Origin of the sequence: Metabacillus sp. 113a (assembly GCF_050107635.1) — a bacterium.
Lineage (GTDB): Bacteria > Bacillota > Bacilli > Bacillales > Bacillaceae > Metabacillus_B.
Map to the genome: position 1 here is coordinate 68,583 of NZ_JBNILJ010000006.1, position 19,665 is coordinate 88,247.

Here is a 19,665-nt window from a genome sequence, read left to right on the forward strand (position 1 = left end):
AAACAATGGGCAATGTGCACCCTTTTCTCCGGACCCTTTCTCGGTGTTTATCCTTTTGTTCCTCCAGCTGTCAGTCCGGATACGAAATATTTTTGCAGCGACAGGAAGAGAATGGCGATAGGGACTGCGATTAGCACTGATCCTGCAGCAAATTTTGTGAACTCCGCTCCAAACTGCTTCGCAACCATATCATAAAGTCCAACAGCAAGTGTGAAGTTTTTTTCGGAACGTAGAAGGACACTTGCGATAATAAAGTCTGTCAGCGGTGCAATGAAGGAGAATAGTCCGACAACCGCAATAATCGGCTTTGCAAGCGGCATAACAATTTGGAAGAAAATTCTCAGATGCCCTGCCCCGTCCATTCTGGCTGATTCGTCGAGTTCTTTCGGTATGGTGTCCAGATACCCTTTCATCAAGTACGTATTCATCGGGATCTGCCCTCCTACGTAAACAAGAATCAAGCCTAGGTGCGAATCAAGAAGTCCTGTTACAAGAGCCAGGACATAAATCGCGCTTAATGCTGCAAAGTTTGGAATCATTTGAAGCACAAGGAACGTCATTAGTCCGTTTTTCCGGCCGATAAACCTGTAGCGGGAAAACGAATAGGCTGTCAGGGAAACCATAATCAAAGTTAAAAGCATGGTAAGAACACTAATTTTCAAAGAATTCCAATACCAGTATAAGTATGTGCTCTGTGTCATATCAAACAAAAACTGATAATGCTTCAATGAAGGCTCCTTCGGAATAATGGTCGATCCGGATAAACTGTTTCCAGGGTTGAAGGATGAACCGACTACCCACGCAACAGGATACAGGATAACTGCGAACATAAACAAGATCACGAGGTAGGATAGCGTTAGTCTCACTATTTTCTGTTTTTTTGTGCTCATTACATCATATCCTCCTCTTGGAATGATTTTGTTCTTCTAAATTGCCAGATCGCCACGATAATAACGATTGTGGACAGCATCAGCGTGATGGCTGCCGCTTTCGAATACTGTGCAGAGGTCATCGTAAGCCTGTAAATCCAGGAAATCAAGATATCTGTGGACCCTGCATTCTGATCCGCTACTGCAGGACCTCCGCCGTTGAACAGGTAAATGACGTTAAAATTATTAAAGTTAAACGTGTATTGTGTAATGATAATTGGCGCTGTTGAGAACAGAACAAGCGGAAGCGTAATGCCTTTGAACTTCTGCCACGTGTTTGCCCCGTCTACAGTAGCCGCTTCATAAAGCTCTTCAGGAATAGACTGCAGAACACCTGTCGTCATTGCGAAAATGAACGGGAATCCCAGCCAGCATTGAATAAAAATCAGGGCGAGCCGCGCGTACATCGGCTCTGTCATCCAAGGAATGGGATCGATTCCAAACAATGCTAGGATGTCAATGTTGATTGCACCAAAGGACTCGTTGAACAGTCCGGCAAAAATCAGAATGGAGACAAAAGATGGAACCGCCCAAGGCAGAATTAAGACTGTCCGGATGATGGCTTTTCCTTTCAGATCCTTCTGGTTAACTAGAATGGCCAGGAAAATTCCGAGCGCTACCTGCAAGGTCGTAGCACCAAATGTCCAGACAATGGTCCAGGCAAATACTGAAAAGAATGTCTGGCGCCAAATATCAATCTTAAATATGTCGACAAAGTTCTGGAACCCTACCCAATCTACTAATTTAGCAGGAGGAGAGTGATACAGATCATAATTTGTAAAGGAAAGAAGGACGATAAAGATAATCGGCAAAATAACGACGAATGCAAGCAGCATGAATCCGGGAGTCATAATCAGGTATGGGAAACCGTTATCTACAAGATTTCTGTATTGTTCTTTTAAACTGCTGAGAGGGATATTAAGATCTCTTTTTTCCCCATTTTTGTATGCATCGCGGATATTGATAATATAAAACCCTATTAAAAAGATTAAGATAAACAAAGAAATAATTCCGTAAACCATTAAGAAGAGAGAATGATCCCGGGGAGTTTCCGTTCCGAGTGTCATTAGTCCCCATAACCCTATATCAAGCATATCCCAAGTTACAAACAGGAAGGAGGCTGCAATGATAAAGAATACAGCGGCTTTCAAATATTGTTTGTTGTAAGCTTGACCTAATCCTGGAATGATGGAAAGGGCTGCGGCCTTTTTCCTGTGGCTGGACTGATGAACGAGCTCAGGCTGTTCTTTGTTTGGTTTGTAAGCTAAATCTGCCATGTCGGTATTCCCCTTTCTTTCTAAGCAGAACACAGATGTCTGCATATGGAGGTCATTGAGCATTATGTGGAAGAGCCAGGCTCTTAGGAAACAGTAAGCACTAACCTGATTACTGCTTCTTAAAAGCCTGTTCCTCGGTTTTTTAGAAGGGAAGCAGTACCCCTGTTCAAGAGGTACTACTCCCTAATTTCTGTTTATTTAGAGTGGTTCGCTTCAATATTTTGCTGAATTGCTTTTGTTGCTGCATCAAGGGAAGCTTTTGGTTCAGTTTTGCCGGTTACGAGTGTTTGAAGATTGTCGGCCATTGGCTTCCAAACTTCAGCCATTTCCGGGATGTTCGGCATTGGAATACCAACTGCAGATTGGTCTGCTACTGCTTTTGCTTCCGGATTGTCTGCAATGATTGGATCTTCAGCAAGAGCTTTTACTGGAGGAATTTCAAACGTTTGCTCATAGCGCGCTTTTGCCACTTCTTCACTTGTTACATACTCAACAAATTTCGCAGCCCACTCCTGGTTTTTAGAGTAAGCACTTACATGCCATCCTTTTACTCCTACAAATGTCTTCATCGGCTCGCCGTTTGCGAACTTAGGAAGCGGAGCTACACCGATGTCAATACCTGCATCTTTGTAGGATTGGAATGCCCAAGGTCCGTTCATAACGTATGCTGCTTTGCCTTCATTGAATAGTCCGTCAAGAGCTGATCCGCCGTTCTCACCGATGATTCCTTTAGGGAATAAACCGTCTTTGTAGAACGTTTGAATGAATTCAGCACCTTTTACAGCGCCTTCTGTGTTTAAACCGATATCCTGAGGGTTTGGCTTGCCGCCTTCATCTCCGAATACATATCCGCCCATACCGCCGATAACAGCGTTTGCAAAATAGTAGTTATCGAATAGAGCAAGGAACCCATACTTTCCGTCAGCAGTCAATTCTTTTGCTTTTGCCTGAAGGTCTTCCATTGTTGCAGGAACTTCAGTTGCAAGCGCTTTATTATAAATAAGAACCGGCGTTTCAGTAGACTTTGGAAGTCCATAAAGCTTGCCGTCATATGTTTGCGATTCAATAGAAGATTCAGTGAATGTGTCTGTTACTGCACTGTCAACCTTAAGCTCAGCAATCAAGCCTTCAATTGCTACCTGGCCGATTTGATCATGAGGAAGTGTTACGACGTCAGGACCTGTGCCTGCTGGTCCGTCAAGACGAAGCTGATCACGCATTTTTGTTGCCATTTCAACTTCTTTAAATTCGATTTTGATACCGTTTTCTTTTTCAAAGTCAGCTGCTGCTTTTTCAAGCCATTTGGATTTATCTTTATCTTCCCAAACAACCAATTTTTCCGGCTTTGCTGCTTCTCCGGACCCCTCTTTGCTACCTTCTCCTGATGATCCTTGTTTCGCGTCTGGTCCGCAAGCTGCCAATACGCCGACAAGAAGTATTACCATCATGATTAAAGACATGACTTTCTTCATTCTGACCCCTCCTATTATAGTAAGCTAGTAAAAAAGTAATGGCAGTATGTACAAGCGTTTGCACGGTCTGTTCGATATATAGCGCTTACACTTAAGCGCTTGCATTTTGCGAAAACGATTGCACAACCTAAATCTTATTATAGCGCCTATTTCAGTTTTGACAAGCGTTTTTTTTAAATTTTTTCACATTTCACAAAAGGTCCAACATTGACATTAATAGCGCTTTCACATACTCTTTAATTATCTTAAAAATAAGCGCAAGCGTTTGCGTTCTATGAAATAAGGAGTGAGTCTTTTATGCTAAAAGAAGCCATCTACCACAGACCCAAAAATGAGTTTGCCTATATTTATGATGAGAAAACGATACATATCCGCATCCGCACAAAAAAAGAAGATGCAAAAAAAGTCCTGCTTATTCACGGAGATCCTTATGACTGGGAAGACGGAAAATGGATGGCCGCTGAGAGCGCCATGGAGCACTCAGGAACCGATGCTCTTTATGACTATTGGTTTATTGCAATTCAGCCTCCCTTCCGCCGGCTCCGGTACGGCTTTAAGCTCGTTTCAGGAGAGGAAGTTCTGGTCTATACAGAAAAAGGATTCTACAAGGAAGTTCCGCTTGATGATATAGCGAATTTCTACTGCTTTCCTTATCTTCATTCAGAAGATGCTTTCCGGGCACCAGAATGGGTGAAGGATACGGTCTGGTATCAGATCTTTCCTGAAAGATTTGGAAACGGAAACCCAAGCCTTGACCCAGAGGGCGCTCTGCCCTGGGGAAGTGCAGAGCCTACACCGTCCAACTTTTTCGGGGGAGACTTTGAAGGAGTCATGGAACACCTTGATTACTTGAAGGACCTTGGAATTACCGGCGTATATTTCACTCCTATCTTTAAAGCGTACTCCAACCATAAATACGATACGATTGATTACATGGAAATCGACCCTCAGTTCGGTGATAAAGAAACGTTCCGCCGCCTTGTGAAAGAGGCACATGCAAAGGGCATCCGTGTTATGCTTGACGCCGTCTTCAACCACAGCGGTTACTTTTTCGAGCCTTTTCAGGATGTTCTGGCAAAAGGAGAAGCTTCTGAATACAAAGACTGGTTCCATATGTATGAGTTTCCGGTTGATGCGAAAACTCCCGGCTATGATGCATTCGCCTATGAGCCGAGTATGCCTAAGCTAAATACGAAGCATCCTGAGGTAAAACAGTACCTGCTTGAGGTCGGCCAATACTGGATCAGGGAATTTGATATTGATGGATGGCGGCTCGATGTGGCGAATGAGGTAGACCATGCATTTTGGAGAGATTTCCGGAAAGCCGTCAAGGACGTAAAAGAGGACGTTTATATTCTGGGTGAAATCTGGCATGACAGCATGCCGTGGCTGCTGGGAGACCAATTTGACGCGGTAATGAACTACCCGTTTACGAACGGCGCGCTGAACTTTTTTGCAAAAGGGAAAATCCGGGCACAGGAGTTTGCAGATGTAATTGTAAACGGCCTCCATGCTTACCCGAAAAATATTAACGAAGTGGCCTTCAACCTGCTTGGAAGCCATGATACAGACAGAATCCTGACGTTAGCCGGAGAAAATAAAGACCGGGTGAAGCAGCTGTTCGCTTTTCAGCTGAGCTTCGGCGGCTCACCATGTATCTACTACGGAGACGAAATCGGCATGACCGGTGACAACGACCCGGGATGCAGGGCCTGCATGATCTGGGATGAAAGAGACCAGGATCGTGAGCTTCACGCATTCGTGAAAAAACTGCTTGGGCTTCGCAAAGAATACCCGCTTCTTGCAAACGAAGGGGAATTTAAAATCCTTCAGGCAAACAATGATAATAATACGCTAATTTATGCTAAAGAAAATGAACAGCAGGTGCTGGCAGCTGTAGTCAATCAATCCAATGAAACACTTGAAATCCATTTTCCTCGGGAATTAGCAGGCAGAAAAGCCTCTGATCTCCTTGCAGGAAGAGAAATAGTGGCCTCAGCTGTCAAAACTGGACCGATGAGCACCCAATTTTACTTATTCAATAAGGAGAATTAGGAAATGCTCGAAACTTTCGAAATTTCCATTACCCCTTTTGATCGTAAAAGAAAGGTTCGCATGTATTTGCCGGATGACTACAAAACGTCCGGCAAACGGTATCCGGTTCTCTACATGCATGACGGTCAAAACCTGTTCAAGGATGAGGATGCCGGATATGGCGTATCCTGGAGAGCCGGTGATGTTCTCGAGGAAATGGGGCTTGAAATCATTCTGGCCGGGATTGACTGCAATGAAGAGCGCTTTGGACGCTTTGATGAATACGGTCCATGGCCAAGCCCCGGGCTTGGTCAAAAGCTTTTTCAGATTCAAGAGGAATTGGGCGGTGAAGGCAAGGAGTACATCCGCTTTCTTGCTGAGGAATGTAAGCCGATGATTGACGCAAGCTATCCAACCATTCCAGAGAAGACAGCCATCATGGGAAGCTCAATGGGGGGATTGATCTCGACCTATGCTGTCTGTGAATACCCGAAAGTTTTCAAAAAAGGCGCATCCCTCTCATCCGCCTACTGGTTTACCCAGTCTGAAATTGAAAAGAAAATTGAGCAAAGCGATCTTCGTTCAATCGAAGCCTTTTATATGGATATCGGAACGGCGGAAGAAACAGCCATTATAAACAGCCAGCAATACATAGACGCAAGTCTGCCAGTTTATGAGCTGCTGAAGAAAAAAGTGGACAATCTGAAGTTTGAGATCATTGAGGGCGGGATTCACCATGAATCCGCCTGGCGTGAGAGGCTCCCTGAGGTACTGCGGTTTTTGTTTGAATAGGGTGAGAAAAGGACCGGTTTTATAGGTCCTTTTTTAATTTACTGAACTAACTAAGGTAGTGTTTATCAGCAACGGGTTTCGGAAGTTGCTTAATCGCTTTATTCCCTGTTTCATCTTCGGTCTCGGTCTCATAGTTGCCGGCTGCATTATATTTGCTTTTGGTAATGACGCTTCCTTTAATTAAACGGATGGCATTAAACCGAGTGGCGATTTCCTATAAATCTCTGCCTCTAAAAAAGAAGCTCCGCTGAAATTTCTCTCCACGGAACCTCTCGATACCCTTTTGGCGGTGACACCACCAAATCTAAATGAGCTAAATCTCTTTTCCCGCTCGGTAATCGTTATTCTTTCACTCTAACCCCAGTCAATACATTATTGCATTTATATGCTTTATGCATTTTTTGACCTAATCTAAGATTTGATTTGGTGTAAATTGATGCAACACTTCTAGGTGTCGGAACATAAAAACCCCCACCTCCTCCACTGCCCGTAACTTACTTGGCTTGTCGCCCATCTGAATCAAAATACTTTATCGGGTTGTTGTGGGCGTAGTTGTAGCCATTTTGAGAAAGGAGATCATCTTCCATTCCGGATTCTGGGTCAAGTGATAAAAAGACACCATGTGTCGGTTCATAGTACCTGGCAATCAGATAATACATCCCTGTTTCTATATCATACTGATACCCTGCGTACCTGTAAGGGTTGTCCTTTACCGAATCTTGCTCTACTTCTTTCAGTACTTTTCCCCATGCATCATACTCGTACGAAGCCACGACATTGCTTTGAGCGTCTGTTAAGGCAATGACGTCCCCGCGTGCATTGTAGTGATAGAAGTATTGGCTTGACCCTTTTTTCATCGAAAGCAGCTGGCCGCCTTCTGAATACGTGTAGGAACGGACGACCTGGTTGCTGCCGTTTGTCTCGTACAGGACGTTTAAGCTGTCCCCATCGTAGAAATAGTTCGTGACGGTTCCGTTCACGGTTTTCTGGATGCGTTTGCCGTCTTCGTTGTATTGATAGGTGGCGAACGGCTGGGATTCGCCTTTCTTCGTAACGGCGGTCAGCTGATCGCGGCTGTTCCAGGTGTACTGGTATCGGCCATCCTCTGTCCGGTTTCCGTTGAGGTCATAGCTGAGCGCTTCAGAGCCGGAACGGGTCAGCTGATTGGCCAGGTTGTACTGGGCATCGACGGTTGTGGTTTGTCCGCCGTTTGTTTCTTTGGCTGAAATTCGGTTCCCGAATCCGTCATAGCTGTACTCTTTGACCGTTCCATTGGAGTAGGTTTCCTTGGTCAGCTGATCGAGTTCATCATATTGATAGTTTACGTTGGACCCGTTTCCGGATTCAATTTTCGTCCGGTTTCCATTAGCGTCATAGGTATAGCTTTCGCTTAAGATCGACGTTCCGTCCTGCAGACCGACGTGGACCTGTTGTACCAGGCCTGTCGAGTCGTATTGGAAAGAAGCCCCGGCTCCGTTTCCTGTAATAAAGGTCCCAACGTTTCCTTGCTCGTCATAGTCGAAACGGTAGGTGCTGTTCCGTCCTTAACGGTCGTATTCTATGTTGCGGGAAAAATGAACAATTTAGTAAAATAGGGGTACGGAATGAACTCAATTAAAGATACAGTTTTATTACAATTATTTTCATTGGAGGTTGTAATGTTATGTCAGAACAAACATTTGAGAATCTTGAAGAAGCATCTATGAATTTTGATATAGAGTATGTTACTCTTTTTTTGAAACGCATAGTCCTTTTGATTGAATCAGGTTTCTCAGAAACCGAATGTAAACAAGTCCAAAATAGGTTAGAGAGAATGGAACATGATGAAGAACTTGAGGTAGGTAGATTTGATATTGTTTACCAAAAGCAAAAAACCACACTTATTATCAATGCTTTTATGGACAGCCCTGAATCTCCGGATATTTACATTTACACTAAACCTGGTTTTGCTGGAAGGATACAAGAAGAGATGAGTAGATTTGCGGATGAAATAGAAGATGGATATTGAATAACTCCTTATAGAATGTCTTAATTAAATTATTAAACGTTTTTTAACTATTTACCTTTATTGTTAGAGTTTTACATAAATTCATAATTTTTTATTAAGCAATCTCAAACCTTTAAATTTAGATAAAAACCAAACCATATGCAGAGTAACTGGCTGCATATGGTTTGGAAAACAAAAACATTATCAACATACCATAATAGCCTTTTTGGATCAGTTTGTTAGCACAGCTACTTTATATATCCCTTCCACATCATTGATTTTTGGGCACCTTCCTTCTAATTCAATTAGAATCTCCTTATGGTTTTATCTAGAAGCATGACCCTTTAGGTTCTCATTAATCCTTTTTCGCTATATCGAAAGATTTTTATTTAAGTATTGAGCTTATCTTTTTATTTTCTTTATCAAAAAGCTGTTCATATTTTTCTGTTTTATCTTTAATGTTTAGCCATTTGGAAATATGCATGGCATCATGTAACTCATAAAGGGACAAATTTTTTTTAGTTTCTATATTTTCTAAAGCGCTCTTTACATCAGAATGTTTTCGTAGCCATTCCATTCCATCTACAGAAATAACTTCTGCAAGATTATTTATAACATGGTTTAAATTTGAGCCATCTTCCTCAATCCACCAAATATCATTTCTACCTCTATCTGCAGGAATTTCTAAAGTGTTCGTATATTCATTTTGATTAGAGTTGCACATCAAGGTTTCTTGAAGATGAGACTGGTAATATCTAGGTGTAAGTTGGCCGTCTGAACTCTGTTTGATAACGTCTTTTGTATTTAGTTCAGGAATAAAAGTAAAATAAATTGCACATTTTATAAAAAGAGACATAGAGGGCCAGCCTGAACCTTCGGAAAATCTCTTTCCTACAGGTTCATAGTCCATTATCCATATGCAATTATCATTATACTTCCAGCTTCCGCGGGAAGTTATTTTTGTGAACCCGCATTCTTTTAAAACTGGATAAAGGGTGTCTCTCAATTCTTTATTTAATTCTTTAGCTTCCATATTATTTTCACCTCAAATATTATGTTTAATTAATATTATCTTATTAAATTTAAAACTACTTTTAGGACAAAATTATCCCAAGAAACCGGGCAAGGGAAGCAAATTCATTAAGTTATTTATTGGTGTTTAAACGATAGATTTGGATAGAGAACTCTAACAAAAAGACTATATTTTTTCAGATAGAAAAGGATTTCTTGTGTAAGTATAATTTTATATCATTTTGAAGAAGGGAATGAAAGCATGCCTACTAGTTTCAATACAGCATATTGGCATTTCCTCCCCTATCACCGTAAAAACATTAGAGTCTTACAAACCGACGACTGGCTGCATAGGCATTAGTTATTAGTTTTTTGCAACTTTTTGGATAAGAAGAATAACTGGGGATTTTAGTCAGTTATTAGTTGTGATAAGTGATTATCCAATAAATGGTTATTTCGATTTATATATAATTTTGCAAAGATTCTACAACACAATTCACAAATAACTTCTCCGATGTTATCTACTTACTTGTGAGTTTGATCTTACTTTTCTCTAATAATGTACCCACCACTTTTTTGAATAGCTTTTACTAACGGCCCTGAAACTTTTGTATGTTTTCTGCAGATTAATATTATTGGCATCTTTGCGTTAACATAGCCCCTAAATTGACTTGATAAGTAGACTTTTTTAGCATCTTTAATTTCATAAATTCTTCCCCATTTTATACTGTCAGGTATACTTTCTCCTTTATGGACCCTTTGTGTGTTATTCGGAAGATTATATTTCTTCTTAATTGTTTTTTCCCATGCAATTCCTCTTAATAGCTGTGGTGGAGACCCTGACTTTTTAACATTAGGGTTCTTATTTGAAGGAACACTTCTAGGTGTTCGAACTGGAAAAGCTCCTCCACCAGCACTGCCCGTAACTTGCTTAGCTTGTCGACCATCTGAATCAAAATACTTTATCGGGTTGTTATGGGCGTAGTTGTAGCCATTTTGAGAAAGGAGATCATCATCCATTCCGGATTCTGGGTCAATTGATAATAAGACACCATGCTTCGGTTCATTATACCGGGCAATCAGATAATACATCCCTGTTTCTTTATCAAACTGATACCCTGCATACCGGTAAGGGTTGTCCTTTACCGAATCCTGCTCCACTTCTTTCAATACTTTTCCCCATGCATCATACTCGTACGAAGCCACAACACTGCTTTGGGCGTCTGTTAACGCGATGACGTCCCCGCGTGCATTGTAGTGATAGAAGTATTGGCTTGAGCCTTTCTTCATCGAAAGCAGCTGGCCACCTTCTGAATACGTGTAGGAACGGACGACTTGGTTGCTGCCGTTGGTTTCGTAGAGGACGTTCAGGCTGTCCCCGTCGTAGAAATAGTTCGTGACGGTTCCGTTCACGGTTTTTTGGATGCGTTTGCCGTCTTCGTTGTATTTGTAAGTGGCAAACGGTTGGGATTCGCCTTTTTTCGTTACGGCGGTCAGCTGATCGCGGCTGTCCCAGGTGTACTGATATCGGGCATCCTGGGTTCGGTTTCCGTTAAGGTCATAGCTGAGCGCTTCCGAGCCGAAACGGGTCAGCTGGTTGGCCAGGTTGTACTGGGCATCGACTGTGGCGGTTTGTCCGCCGCTTGTTTCTTTGATCGAGATGCGGTTCCCGAATCCGTCATAGCTGTACTCTTTGACCGTTCCATTCGAGTAGGTTTCCTTCGTCAGCTGATCGAGTGCATCATATTGATAGTTTACATTGGACCCGTTGCCGGATTCAATTTTCGTCCGGTTTCCATTGGCGTCATAGGTATAGCTTTCGCCCAAGACCGATGTTCCGTCCTGCAGGCCGACGTGGATTTGTTGTACCAGGCCTGTCGAGTCGTATTGGAAAGAAGCCCCGGCTCCGTTTCCTGTAATAAAGGTCCCAACGTTTCCTTGCTCGTCATAGTCGAAACGGTAGGTGCTTGCTCCGTCTTTAACGACCGTATTCTGATCTTTTTGATTGTACTCAAAGGTAGTCGTCTGGGTAAATTCGCCATGAGAAGTTTTATTTACTTTCTCATTTTTGTGATCCCTTGCTTCACTGCATTAAGTTTTCGAAAGATGAAATTATTCTAAAAAAAGACCTCGTAGAGATTTCTCAAAACGAAGTCTTTTTTACAAAAAAACCATTTGTTGGATTATTCAACCTCAAGAAGAAAATCTTTTTGATGATTAATGAGAAAGTGTCTTTTGTCCTTATTCAATATGAATTGTAATCATTTTCAGTCCATCTATGATAAAGTTACATTCCTCTGTTGTATCGGAAGCAATTAGCTCAGTTAGAGGATCTCCTATTTCTATCCACTTGTCTGCAATGCTATTCAATATTCCTCTAAATTCTTTGTCTGAACTATGCTTTAAAACCGAAATAGTTATTTCTACAACATATACATTTTCTATCTTCCAATAAGGTTCTATTTTATGGAACTCTATGTTTTCTAATATAGGTTTAAATTTAAACAGAACTCTTTGTAGCACAGATTGAGCTTCAAGTTTACTTTTAGCATTAAGATACAAGCGTATAAACATGAATCTTTCACCTCACCTATGAGTTATTTTTCCGTCTAAGGAAACATTTAAATGTTTTCCATCTCTACTTAAATGTCCAAGGCTTTTTTTTCCCGTTTTAGATAATTGCACATCCCATTCAAAGGATTGCCCTTTAGTTCTAGACGGCCCTTTAACCCAAATATTCCCGAATTTATCTTTATAGCCACCTTTAATTTTAGGTAAAGGTTGAGACGGGGACCAATTACTGGGCGGAACATATCTTATTTTACCTTTGGTCGGCAAGAAAACCTTTTTTAAAATCGATTTTTTACTAGGTATACTATTTTTAATCCCTGAATTCTTATTTGAAGGAACACTTCTAGGTGTTCGAACTTGAAAAGCTCCTCCACCTCCACTGCCCGTAACTTGCTTAGCTTGTCGACCATCTGAATCAAAATATTTTATCGGGTTGTTATGGGCGTAGTTGTAGCCATTTTGAGAAAGGAGATCATCATCCATTCCGGATTCTGGGTCAATTGATAAAAAGACACCATGCTTCGGTTCATAATACCGGGCAATCAGATAATACATCCCTGTTTCTTTATCATATTGGTAACCTGCGTACCGGTAAGGATTGTCCTTTACCGAATCCTGCTCCACTTCTTTCAGTACTTTTCCCCATGCATCATACTCGTACGAAGCCACAACATTGCTTTGGGCGTCTGTTAACGCGATGACATCTCCGCGGGCATTGTAGTGATAGAAGTATTGGCTTGACCCTTTTTTCATCGAAAGCAGCTGGCCGCCTTCTGAATACGTGTAAGAGCGGACGACCTGGTTGCTGCCGTTAGTTTCGTATAGGACGTTCAAGCTGTCCCCATCGTAGAAATAGTTCGTGACGGTTCCGTTCACCGTTTTTTGGATGCGTTTGCCGTCTTCGTTGTATTTGTAGGTGGCAAACGGTTGGGATTCCCCTTTTTTCGTTACGGCGGTCAGCTGATCGCGGCTGTTCCAGGTGTACTGGTATCGGCCATCCTCTGTGCGGTTTCCGTTGAGGTCATAGCTGAGCGCTTCTGAGCCGAAACGGGTCAGCTGATTGGCCAGGTTGTACTGGGCATCGACTGTGGCGGTTTGTCCGCCGCTTGTTTCTTTGATCGAGATGCGGTTCCCGAATCCGTCATAGCTGTACTCTTTCACCGTTCCATTCGAGTAGGTTTCCTTCGTCAGCTGATCGAGTGCATCATATTGGTAGTTTACATTGGACCCGTTGCCGGATTCAATTTTCGTCCGGTTCTTATCTGATATACAAAAAGAAAAGCCCCGTAGAGAGCTTCTCTCTTTTCAGAGCTTTCCTAGGGTGGGACAAGGAACATGTCCCCTTGTCCCTCTCATATATCTTCATTTTAGTCTTCTATACCATTTCCAGCAACTACCAAATCAAGATTTGCATCACTTCGATTATGAATCCTCCAAAATTCCTCATCTCCAGATTCATCAGGAAATATTTCTAATATCATTCTATTACTTAGGTAAATCTTTGCACCACCTAATTCATCTGCAGAAATTGAGACTACTTCTATGGGAAAAACACTTTCTGTAACTAATTTAATCTTTTCATCAAATAGGTTCATATCTTCTTCCCAATTAAATTCCTGATTTTCTATTTCTCCAGATGAAGGTAAATATAGGTCATGTGAGGCTGTAATAATTTTCGAAGAATTTGAGATCCTCCAACAACATTGGATGTTTAGTGACCATTTAGTCTCTTCAGTCTCATTGCCCCATTTATCCGTACCTCTCGTTACTTCTCCAAACTTAAAAACAGCCATAGAACCTGCTCTTGATGCAGCGCTGAATGGTAATCCAATCAATCTGCTTAAACCTTTTTCAATTTCTTTCTTCATAGCAATCCCCTCCTCTATGTTTACCACGTGCCTCTTTTTATTTCTCTTGCAATAGAATCTATTTGCTTATATAAAGTAATGCTGGGGTTCCCAATAAAGGTCGAGGGAATTGAATTATACCGATGCTGTATAATACTTTGCATTCTTTGAGTGTAAACTGAACTTAATAGAGATCTCCTTCCTCGGAGATTTTTCACTAAATATTTGTTACCACGCTGAAGTTATACTCAAAAATAGTATAATCAATAAATTTAATCATAAGTTAAGGTCAATTGTTCTTTACTATTGGCTGCTTAGATTCATTTTTATCGTGTATCTGACTTGGATTTCCTTTTAGTATTGGTAAGTTTTTATTGGTCATCCAAGTACTTTAGTTGCTCTTGGATTCTTTCAAATACTTCGTTTGGAAGCATTTCATGTCCTATTAATTCCTTCCCGGACCAATTGATTCCTAAAAGGTAGTTATCTTTTTTCAGATCACCTATCCAATTGTTTAAAAAGGCATCCAATGGTATTTCCTTCAATTGATAATTACGGTAAGCCGGAACAAGATTTATTATTTTCTCAGCTTTTGTTATGTCAGACCAAAACGGAATGATTAATTCCCCTTCGTCATTGCTTGCGATAGAAAACCCCTCATCTATTGCGATTGTCCAAACCTTTAGCTGTTGAACAGCTTCCTCAAAAAAGGCACTGCCTTCATAATAGTCATCTACTAATCTTAACCCTTTATTTTCGGCTTCTAATTCATCGAATTCCCTGTCTTCTATCCATTGTCTGTAATGAACGATCTCGTGAGCAAAACTATTTAAAATTGCATAAACAGCGTTTATTTCTCCTTCTTCCTTTACTAATTCATCATAGTCTCCAGCAGCGACTCTGATATACGGTTCGACATTCTTATCGTATGGAGCAAAAAAGGAGGCACTAACCCACTCTTTTGTATAAAGCGTTTTTATTTGTTCATCTTTTTTTACATAGACAACGACTCGTATTGGGAACTCTAAATTCAGGCGAAGCCACACCGCAAATTTCAGACAGGCTTCTCTTACATTTACATCTACACCTTTTTCACACCTTACTCTTAAACCCGAACGGGATTTCATCTGCTTCACCTTTTCCCATCTAGTAAGATTTTGCGTTTATTTTAATTCACTGATTTCAACATTCTTTAGCTTTATGCTGTCAGGCAAAAAGCACGGTAACAACAACTCCCAAACCTTTTTCTGGAAAACATATCTTACCACTCAAAACAGCGGCGCACTTCATCCTTCGCTCATTGCCGGACCATTTGGGAATCCCGACAATGTCCATCGAAGCAAATAAGTGTTCAATCCAAAGGGATAGAGCTTCAGAGCCTAAGCCTCCGCTCCAGTATATGACGATTCCAGTCTCAAGATGGTTAGGCATATGCTCCCGGCAATATACAACGGTTCCAATTATACTTCCATTGGCTGCTGGGATTTTGGCTTCCATACCCGCAGGTTTTTGAGACATTTGGTGCTTGTATCGATTTCTAGCGGAAAATAGGGGGCATCCCACTTTTTCCATTCCGGTTGTTCTTTTCCGATTAAAAGTCTTCCAAATCCTTTTCTTCAATCCGGCTAACGCTTATTTACTTTCCTTTTGCAATCGTTCCTTCACCTCTTTTTAAGGACTTCTCTTTCCCTGATGAATTTCCCTCTAAAATCAAAATAGTTGGATTGAAGATTTCTCCCTGATAAACTATGAAGTATTCTTTTAGATAAAGGAGCTGCATCACTAATGACTGCTTACCATAAATTATTTGAACCAGTGAAAATAGGAGCATTTGAATTAAGAACCCGCTCAGCTATGGCCCCGATGACCCGCTCTTTTTCGGATGATGAAACAGGAGTACCGGGCCCGGAGGTGGCTGAATATTACCGCAAACGGGCAGAAGATGGAATTGGCCTGATCATTACAGAAGGCGTCGTCATCAGCAATCGTGCGAAGGGGAATCCCGGGGTTCCCGGACTCTATACACAGGAGCAGATTGAAGGCTGGAAAAAGGTGACGGAAGCTGTTCATAAAGAAGGCGGCACGATTGCGGCACAAATCTGGCATGTCGGACGCCTCAGCCATCCTGAACTGATTGTCGGCCAGCAGCCTGAAGCCCCTTCTGCCATCGCAGCGGAAGGTCAGGTACCACGCTTTCGCAAGCCTTACGCGGAGCCGGAAGAGCTTTCGAAAGAGGACGTCAAAAAAGTCATTGGCCAGTATGCACAGGCAGCCCGAAATGCGATCCAAGCAGGCTTTGACGGAGTCGAAATTCATGGGGCACATGGATACCTCATTGATCAGTTCAACAGCTATCAATCCAACAAACGAGACGATGAATACGGCGGAGAGCTTGCTGAACGGTTAACGTTCATGAAGCAGGTAATCCGGGCCGTCATTGATGAAATTGGAGCAGAGCGCACAATCATCCGCTTTTCCGCTCATAAGGTGGATGCCCCGGATTACCGGTGGGAGGATGCGGATGCTGCAATGAAAACGTATGTGGAGGCATTCAAGGAGACGGGGATCCAAATCATCCATCCATCGATTATGGATGCGGAAGAGCACATTGCTGCAAACATGACGCTTTATGACTTGGCGAGAAAATACTGGGATGGCCCAATCATCGGCGTTGGCAGCCTGGATGCAGACAAAGCGGAAGCGGTGCTGCAAAAAGGTGTGATGGATGTGGCAGCGTTCGGACGCCCGCTCATCTCTAATCCAGACTTTCTGCATCGGGTGAAAGAGGGAAAAGAACTGGCTGAATACGAGCCAAAAAAACATTTAGTTGAACTTGTGTAATCGATTAACCCGCCCTGAATGAAGTTCAGGGCGGGTTTGTTGTGCGGGAATCCCTCAGCGGGCAAGAGAGTATTTCCGTATTTTTTGCGATTTTCCAGATACATTCTCCAATATTTCCGCATACTTCCTATCTAACGGCCTCTAATCCTTCAGCCGGGTAATCGCCTTTCGGTATTCATTCGGTGTCATGCCTTCTATTTTTCGGAACAGCTTGGAGAAATAGGTGGCATCGGCAATCCCCGTTTCTTTCGCAATAAATGAAATCTTATCATCAGTTGTTGCAAGAAGCCTTTTCGCCTGGGACAGCCTGTATTGATTTAAATATTGGGAGGGGGTCAAACCAAGTGTTTTCTGCATGCAGCGCGTGATGTAGTCCGGGTGGAAGAGGATGCTTTTTGAGAGCTCATCCATCCGAAACTCTTCACCATAGTGCTCCTGTATGTACTGGACAGCCTCATTTGTGACTTGCTCGGCTGCTGAAGGGATGTTCAGGGCTTCTTTTTGTAAATGGACCATGAGCTCCTGAAAATAGAGCTGCTGTCGAAGCGGAAAATCAGCAGACTCGGTTGTAATGCTCACCAAATTTTCGAGCAGCTTTTCGGCCGCAAGCGGATGTTCAAGGCGGGCTTTCTGCTTGATCCGGAACTCGTACTGTGCAGCGTGTTCGAAATCTGCCTCTTGTTTACGGGCATCCAGCCAATGATCGTGTCCCTTTTCACCAAGTTTGAACTCACCTTCTGTCTTAAAATGAACCCATACGACTTCTGTGCTGACCATACTTTCCTTATGGCCGTAATGCTCGAGTCCGGGAATCAGCAGCATGTATTCTCCTTCCTGCACGCGGTGAGGAACTCCGTTTTCTGTCATGTACAGCTCGCCCTTTCTTACATAAAGCATATCAAATACACTAAAGGTTCTTTTAAAATGGCGGTTCCCTGCCTTGAAGGTAAACTGGCCGGCTTTAATGAAGGTAGGGAACGGAGGAATGCGAAAAGTCAGAAAAGACATACAATATCAAGCCCTCTCAGGTCGTATTTTTCCAAGTTTAATCGGTCTGCTCTCTTTCTATTATAACCGAGCAGCTGTAAACTAGGAATCGCTGTGTTACTCACAGCAAGGGAGGAATACAGATTGTCTAAAAATATAGAGAAAAAACAACTCACATTATTTGTCTTAACTTGGCCTATTTTTATTGAAATTTTTCTGCACATGCTTATGGGGAATGCCGATACGTTTATGCTGAGTCAGTACTCGGATGAATCCGTTGCAGCTGCAGGCGTTGCCAACCAGATTCTGAACCTAGTCATCGTTATGTTCGGATTTATTGCAACAGGGTCAGTCATTTTAATAACACAGAATATCGGGGCCGGCAGGGAGCAAACAGCGAAAGAAGTAGCCATCATGTCGGTTATTGCCAATTTGCTGATTGGAGTTCTGATCAGTGGTGTTCTCTTTTTATTCAGCAAGCCAATCTTGAACATGATGAATCTTTCATCGGCGCTTATGGAGGAGGGGCATAAATACTTAGGTGTTGTCGGAACCTTCATTTTCATCCAGGCGCTAATCATGACAGCCGCTGCTGTTTTACGAAGCTATGGCTATACGAAGGATACAATGTACGTCACAATCTGCATGAACCTATTTAATATTGCAGGGAACTATGTGCTGATTTTCGGCGCTTTCGGACTGCCTGAACTCGGAATCCAGGGGGCAGCTATTTCAACTGTCATATCCCGGGTATTCGGACTGGCTGCCGTCTCGATCCTTCTTGTGAAAAGAATCCCTGCCCTGCGGACAAGCCTTGACTTAAAATGGAACCATCTTAAAAGTCTTTTAAAAATCGGTGTTCCATCCGCAGGTGAGCAGCTTTCCTATAATATGTCCCAAATGGCGATTACGTTTTTCATTGCCATGATTGGCACCGAGGCCTTAACAACTAAAATTTATGCGCAAAATCTGATGATGTTTATTTTCCTGTTCAGCATCTCGGTAAGCCAGGGAACCCAAATCCTCGTCGGGCGCATGGTGGGGGCGAAAAAATACGAGGAAGCGTTCAGGCGCTGCATGAAAAGCCTATACCTCGCAATTGGCGCGTCCCTTCTAATGGCAGTCATTGTAAGCACCTTTTCAGATTCTCTGTTTAACTTGTTTACAAGCAACGATGAAATTATTCAAACAGGAGGCTTGCTGATTCTGCTTACTGTCCTGCTCGAACCGGGCAGAGCCTTCAATCTTGTCATCATAGGGGCTCTTCGGGCGGCAGGGGATGTTAAATTCCCTGTTTACATGGGGCTCATTTCAATGTGGGGCATCAGCGTTCCCGTCGCCTATTTTCTTGGAATCCATCTCGGCTACGGTCTTGCCGGCATCTGGGTTGCCTTCATCCTGGATGAATGGACTCGTGGAATTATCATGTATTTCAGATGGAAATCAAGGGTCTGGGTGAGCAAAGGATTTGTTGAAAACGAAAAAACCGCCATGCGCGAGCAGACGGCTTAAGGAAGGAAGCGCCGGCATGTATTGTGCCGGCGCTTCTCTCATTCCTGAAGACCAAAACGCTGAAAACCTCTACTCCTTCTTTTCCTTGGACAAAATCCGCTCCATCTTTTTTTCCATTCGTTCAAGACGTTTACTCCGTTTACGTGCATGCTGGATGAGGAGAATGACTCCAGCACCCATTCCGGTCACCATCAAATAGACAGTTAGCTGAAATAGCACATCGCCGCTGTTAAAACCACTTAGAGCGAAAGAAAACATCATGATGGTCCTCCGGCTTTATTCGCTTCATTATCTTATTCCTTTTCCGCCTGCCACTGACCTGATAGCCCTATTGGTCTGGATTCGATTAGAAAGAATATCAATTAAGATGGGGAAGAACCGCTCATTTCTTGTACTGTCCCCCCT

Annotated in this window: 18 protein-coding genes and 1 pseudogene; 5 read left to right on the plus strand and 14 right to left on the minus strand. The window is 42.6% G+C overall.

Annotation, left to right across the window (positions count from 1 at the left end):
• Positions 1–47: 47 nt before the first annotated feature.
• The 3 genes from ACQCVE_RS11515 to ACQCVE_RS11525 form a co-directional block, all read right to left on the minus strand.
• Positions 48–890, minus strand: coding sequence for a sugar ABC transporter permease (locus tag ACQCVE_RS11515; RefSeq protein ID WP_426845193.1), 843 nt, complete (start codon positions 888–890; stop codon positions 48–50).
• The gene (locus ACQCVE_RS11520) at positions 890–2,206 is read right to left on the minus strand and encodes an ABC transporter permease subunit (RefSeq protein ID WP_426845191.1); all 1,317 of its coding nucleotides are present in this window, start codon (positions 2,204–2,206) and stop codon (positions 890–892) included. The genes ACQCVE_RS11515 and ACQCVE_RS11520 overlap by 1 nt, the downstream gene beginning before the upstream one ends.
• Positions 2,207–2,400: 194 nt before the next feature.
• Positions 2,401–3,678, minus strand: coding sequence for a sugar ABC transporter substrate-binding protein (locus ACQCVE_RS11525; protein WP_426845189.1), 1,278 nt, complete (start codon positions 3,676–3,678; stop codon positions 2,401–2,403).
• Between the two features lie 297 nt (positions 3,679–3,975).
• Here ACQCVE_RS11525 and ACQCVE_RS11530 point away from each other — a divergent pair, with 297 nt between their 5' ends.
• On the plus strand, positions 3,976–5,733 hold the full coding sequence (locus tag ACQCVE_RS11530) for a glycoside hydrolase family 13 protein (RefSeq protein ID WP_426845187.1): 1,758 nt from the start codon (positions 3,976–3,978) through the stop codon (positions 5,731–5,733).
• 3 nt (positions 5,734–5,736) lie between these two features.
• The gene (locus ACQCVE_RS11535; protein WP_426845185.1) at positions 5,737–6,504 is read left to right on the plus strand and encodes an alpha/beta hydrolase; all 768 of its coding nucleotides are present in this window, start codon (positions 5,737–5,739) and stop codon (positions 6,502–6,504) included.
• Between the two features lie 341 nt (positions 6,505–6,845).
• On the opposite strand, the gene ACQCVE_RS11540 is transcribed toward ACQCVE_RS11535, so the two are convergent.
• Positions 6,846–6,938 (minus strand): hypothetical protein, encoded by a 93-nt coding sequence (locus ACQCVE_RS11540; RefSeq protein WP_426845320.1) that lies wholly within the window; start codon positions 6,936–6,938, stop codon positions 6,846–6,848.
• A 60-nt stretch (positions 6,939–6,998) separates the two neighbouring features.
• Complete coding sequence (locus ACQCVE_RS11545; protein WP_426862897.1) at positions 6,999–7,484, minus strand: RHS repeat-associated core domain-containing protein; 486 nt, start codon at positions 7,482–7,484, stop codon at positions 6,999–7,001.
• 683 nt (positions 7,485–8,167) lie between these two features.
• On the opposite strand from ACQCVE_RS11545, the gene ACQCVE_RS11550 reads away from it, so the two are divergent.
• On the plus strand, positions 8,168–8,512 hold the full coding sequence (locus tag ACQCVE_RS11550; protein ID WP_426845172.1) for a hypothetical protein: 345 nt from the start codon (positions 8,168–8,170) through the stop codon (positions 8,510–8,512).
• A gap of 364 nt (positions 8,513–8,876) precedes the next feature.
• On the opposite strand, the gene ACQCVE_RS11555 is transcribed toward ACQCVE_RS11550, so the two are convergent.
• The 7 genes and pseudogenes from ACQCVE_RS11555 to ACQCVE_RS11585 all read right to left on the minus strand — a co-directional run bounded on the left by ACQCVE_RS11555 (position 8,877) and on the right by ACQCVE_RS11585 (position 15,047).
• Positions 8,877–9,524, minus strand: a complete 648-nt coding sequence (locus ACQCVE_RS11555) for a hypothetical protein (RefSeq protein ID WP_426845170.1) — start codon at positions 9,522–9,524, stop codon at positions 8,877–8,879.
• 521 nt (positions 9,525–10,045) lie between these two features.
• Entirely contained in the window at positions 10,046–11,329 is a 1,284-nt protein-coding gene (locus tag ACQCVE_RS11560) for an RHS repeat-associated core domain-containing protein (RefSeq protein ID WP_426862899.1), read from the minus strand.
• A 414-nt stretch (positions 11,330–11,743) separates the two neighbouring features.
• On the minus strand, positions 11,744–12,076 hold the full coding sequence (locus ACQCVE_RS11565) for a hypothetical protein (RefSeq protein ID WP_426862900.1): 333 nt from the start codon (positions 12,074–12,076) through the stop codon (positions 11,744–11,746).
• 12 nt (positions 12,077–12,088) lie between these two features.
• Positions 12,089–12,388, minus strand: coding sequence for a polymorphic toxin type 17 domain-containing protein (locus ACQCVE_RS11570; protein ID WP_426862975.1), 300 nt, complete (start codon positions 12,386–12,388; stop codon positions 12,089–12,091).
• Positions 12,389–12,469: 81 nt separating this feature from the next.
• Positions 12,470–13,330, minus strand: a pseudogene (locus tag ACQCVE_RS11575) (RHS repeat domain-containing protein); the annotation flags it as partial.
• Between the two features lie 110 nt (positions 13,331–13,440).
• Positions 13,441–13,941: a hypothetical protein gene (locus tag ACQCVE_RS11580; RefSeq protein ID WP_426862902.1), complete on the minus strand. Its 501-nt coding sequence runs from the start codon at positions 13,939–13,941 to the stop codon at positions 13,441–13,443.
• Between the two features lie 350 nt (positions 13,942–14,291).
• Positions 14,292–15,047 (minus strand): DUF2750 domain-containing protein, encoded by a 756-nt coding sequence (locus ACQCVE_RS11585; RefSeq protein ID WP_426862976.1) that lies wholly within the window; start codon positions 15,045–15,047, stop codon positions 14,292–14,294.
• Positions 15,048–15,705: 658 nt separating this feature from the next.
• Between ACQCVE_RS11585 and ACQCVE_RS11590 the strand changes: the two genes are divergently transcribed.
• Positions 15,706–16,761, plus strand: a complete 1,056-nt coding sequence (locus ACQCVE_RS11590; protein WP_426845166.1) for an alkene reductase — start codon at positions 15,706–15,708, stop codon at positions 16,759–16,761.
• Between the two features lie 141 nt (positions 16,762–16,902).
• On the opposite strand, the gene ACQCVE_RS11595 is transcribed toward ACQCVE_RS11590, so the two are convergent.
• Positions 16,903–17,769, minus strand: coding sequence for a helix-turn-helix domain-containing protein (locus ACQCVE_RS11595; protein ID WP_426862904.1), 867 nt, complete (start codon positions 17,767–17,769; stop codon positions 16,903–16,905).
• Between the two features lie 123 nt (positions 17,770–17,892).
• Here ACQCVE_RS11595 and ACQCVE_RS11600 point away from each other — a divergent pair, with 123 nt between their 5' ends.
• Complete coding sequence (locus ACQCVE_RS11600; protein ID WP_426862906.1) at positions 17,893–19,260, plus strand: MATE family efflux transporter; 1,368 nt, start codon at positions 17,893–17,895, stop codon at positions 19,258–19,260.
• A gap of 69 nt (positions 19,261–19,329) precedes the next feature.
• Here the strand turns inward: ACQCVE_RS11600 and ACQCVE_RS11605 are convergent, their stop codons facing one another.
• A complete protein-coding gene (locus ACQCVE_RS11605) occupies positions 19,330–19,521 on the minus strand; it encodes a hypothetical protein (protein WP_426862908.1) in 192 nt (63 codons plus the stop codon).
• Positions 19,522–19,665 lie beyond the last annotated feature (144 nt).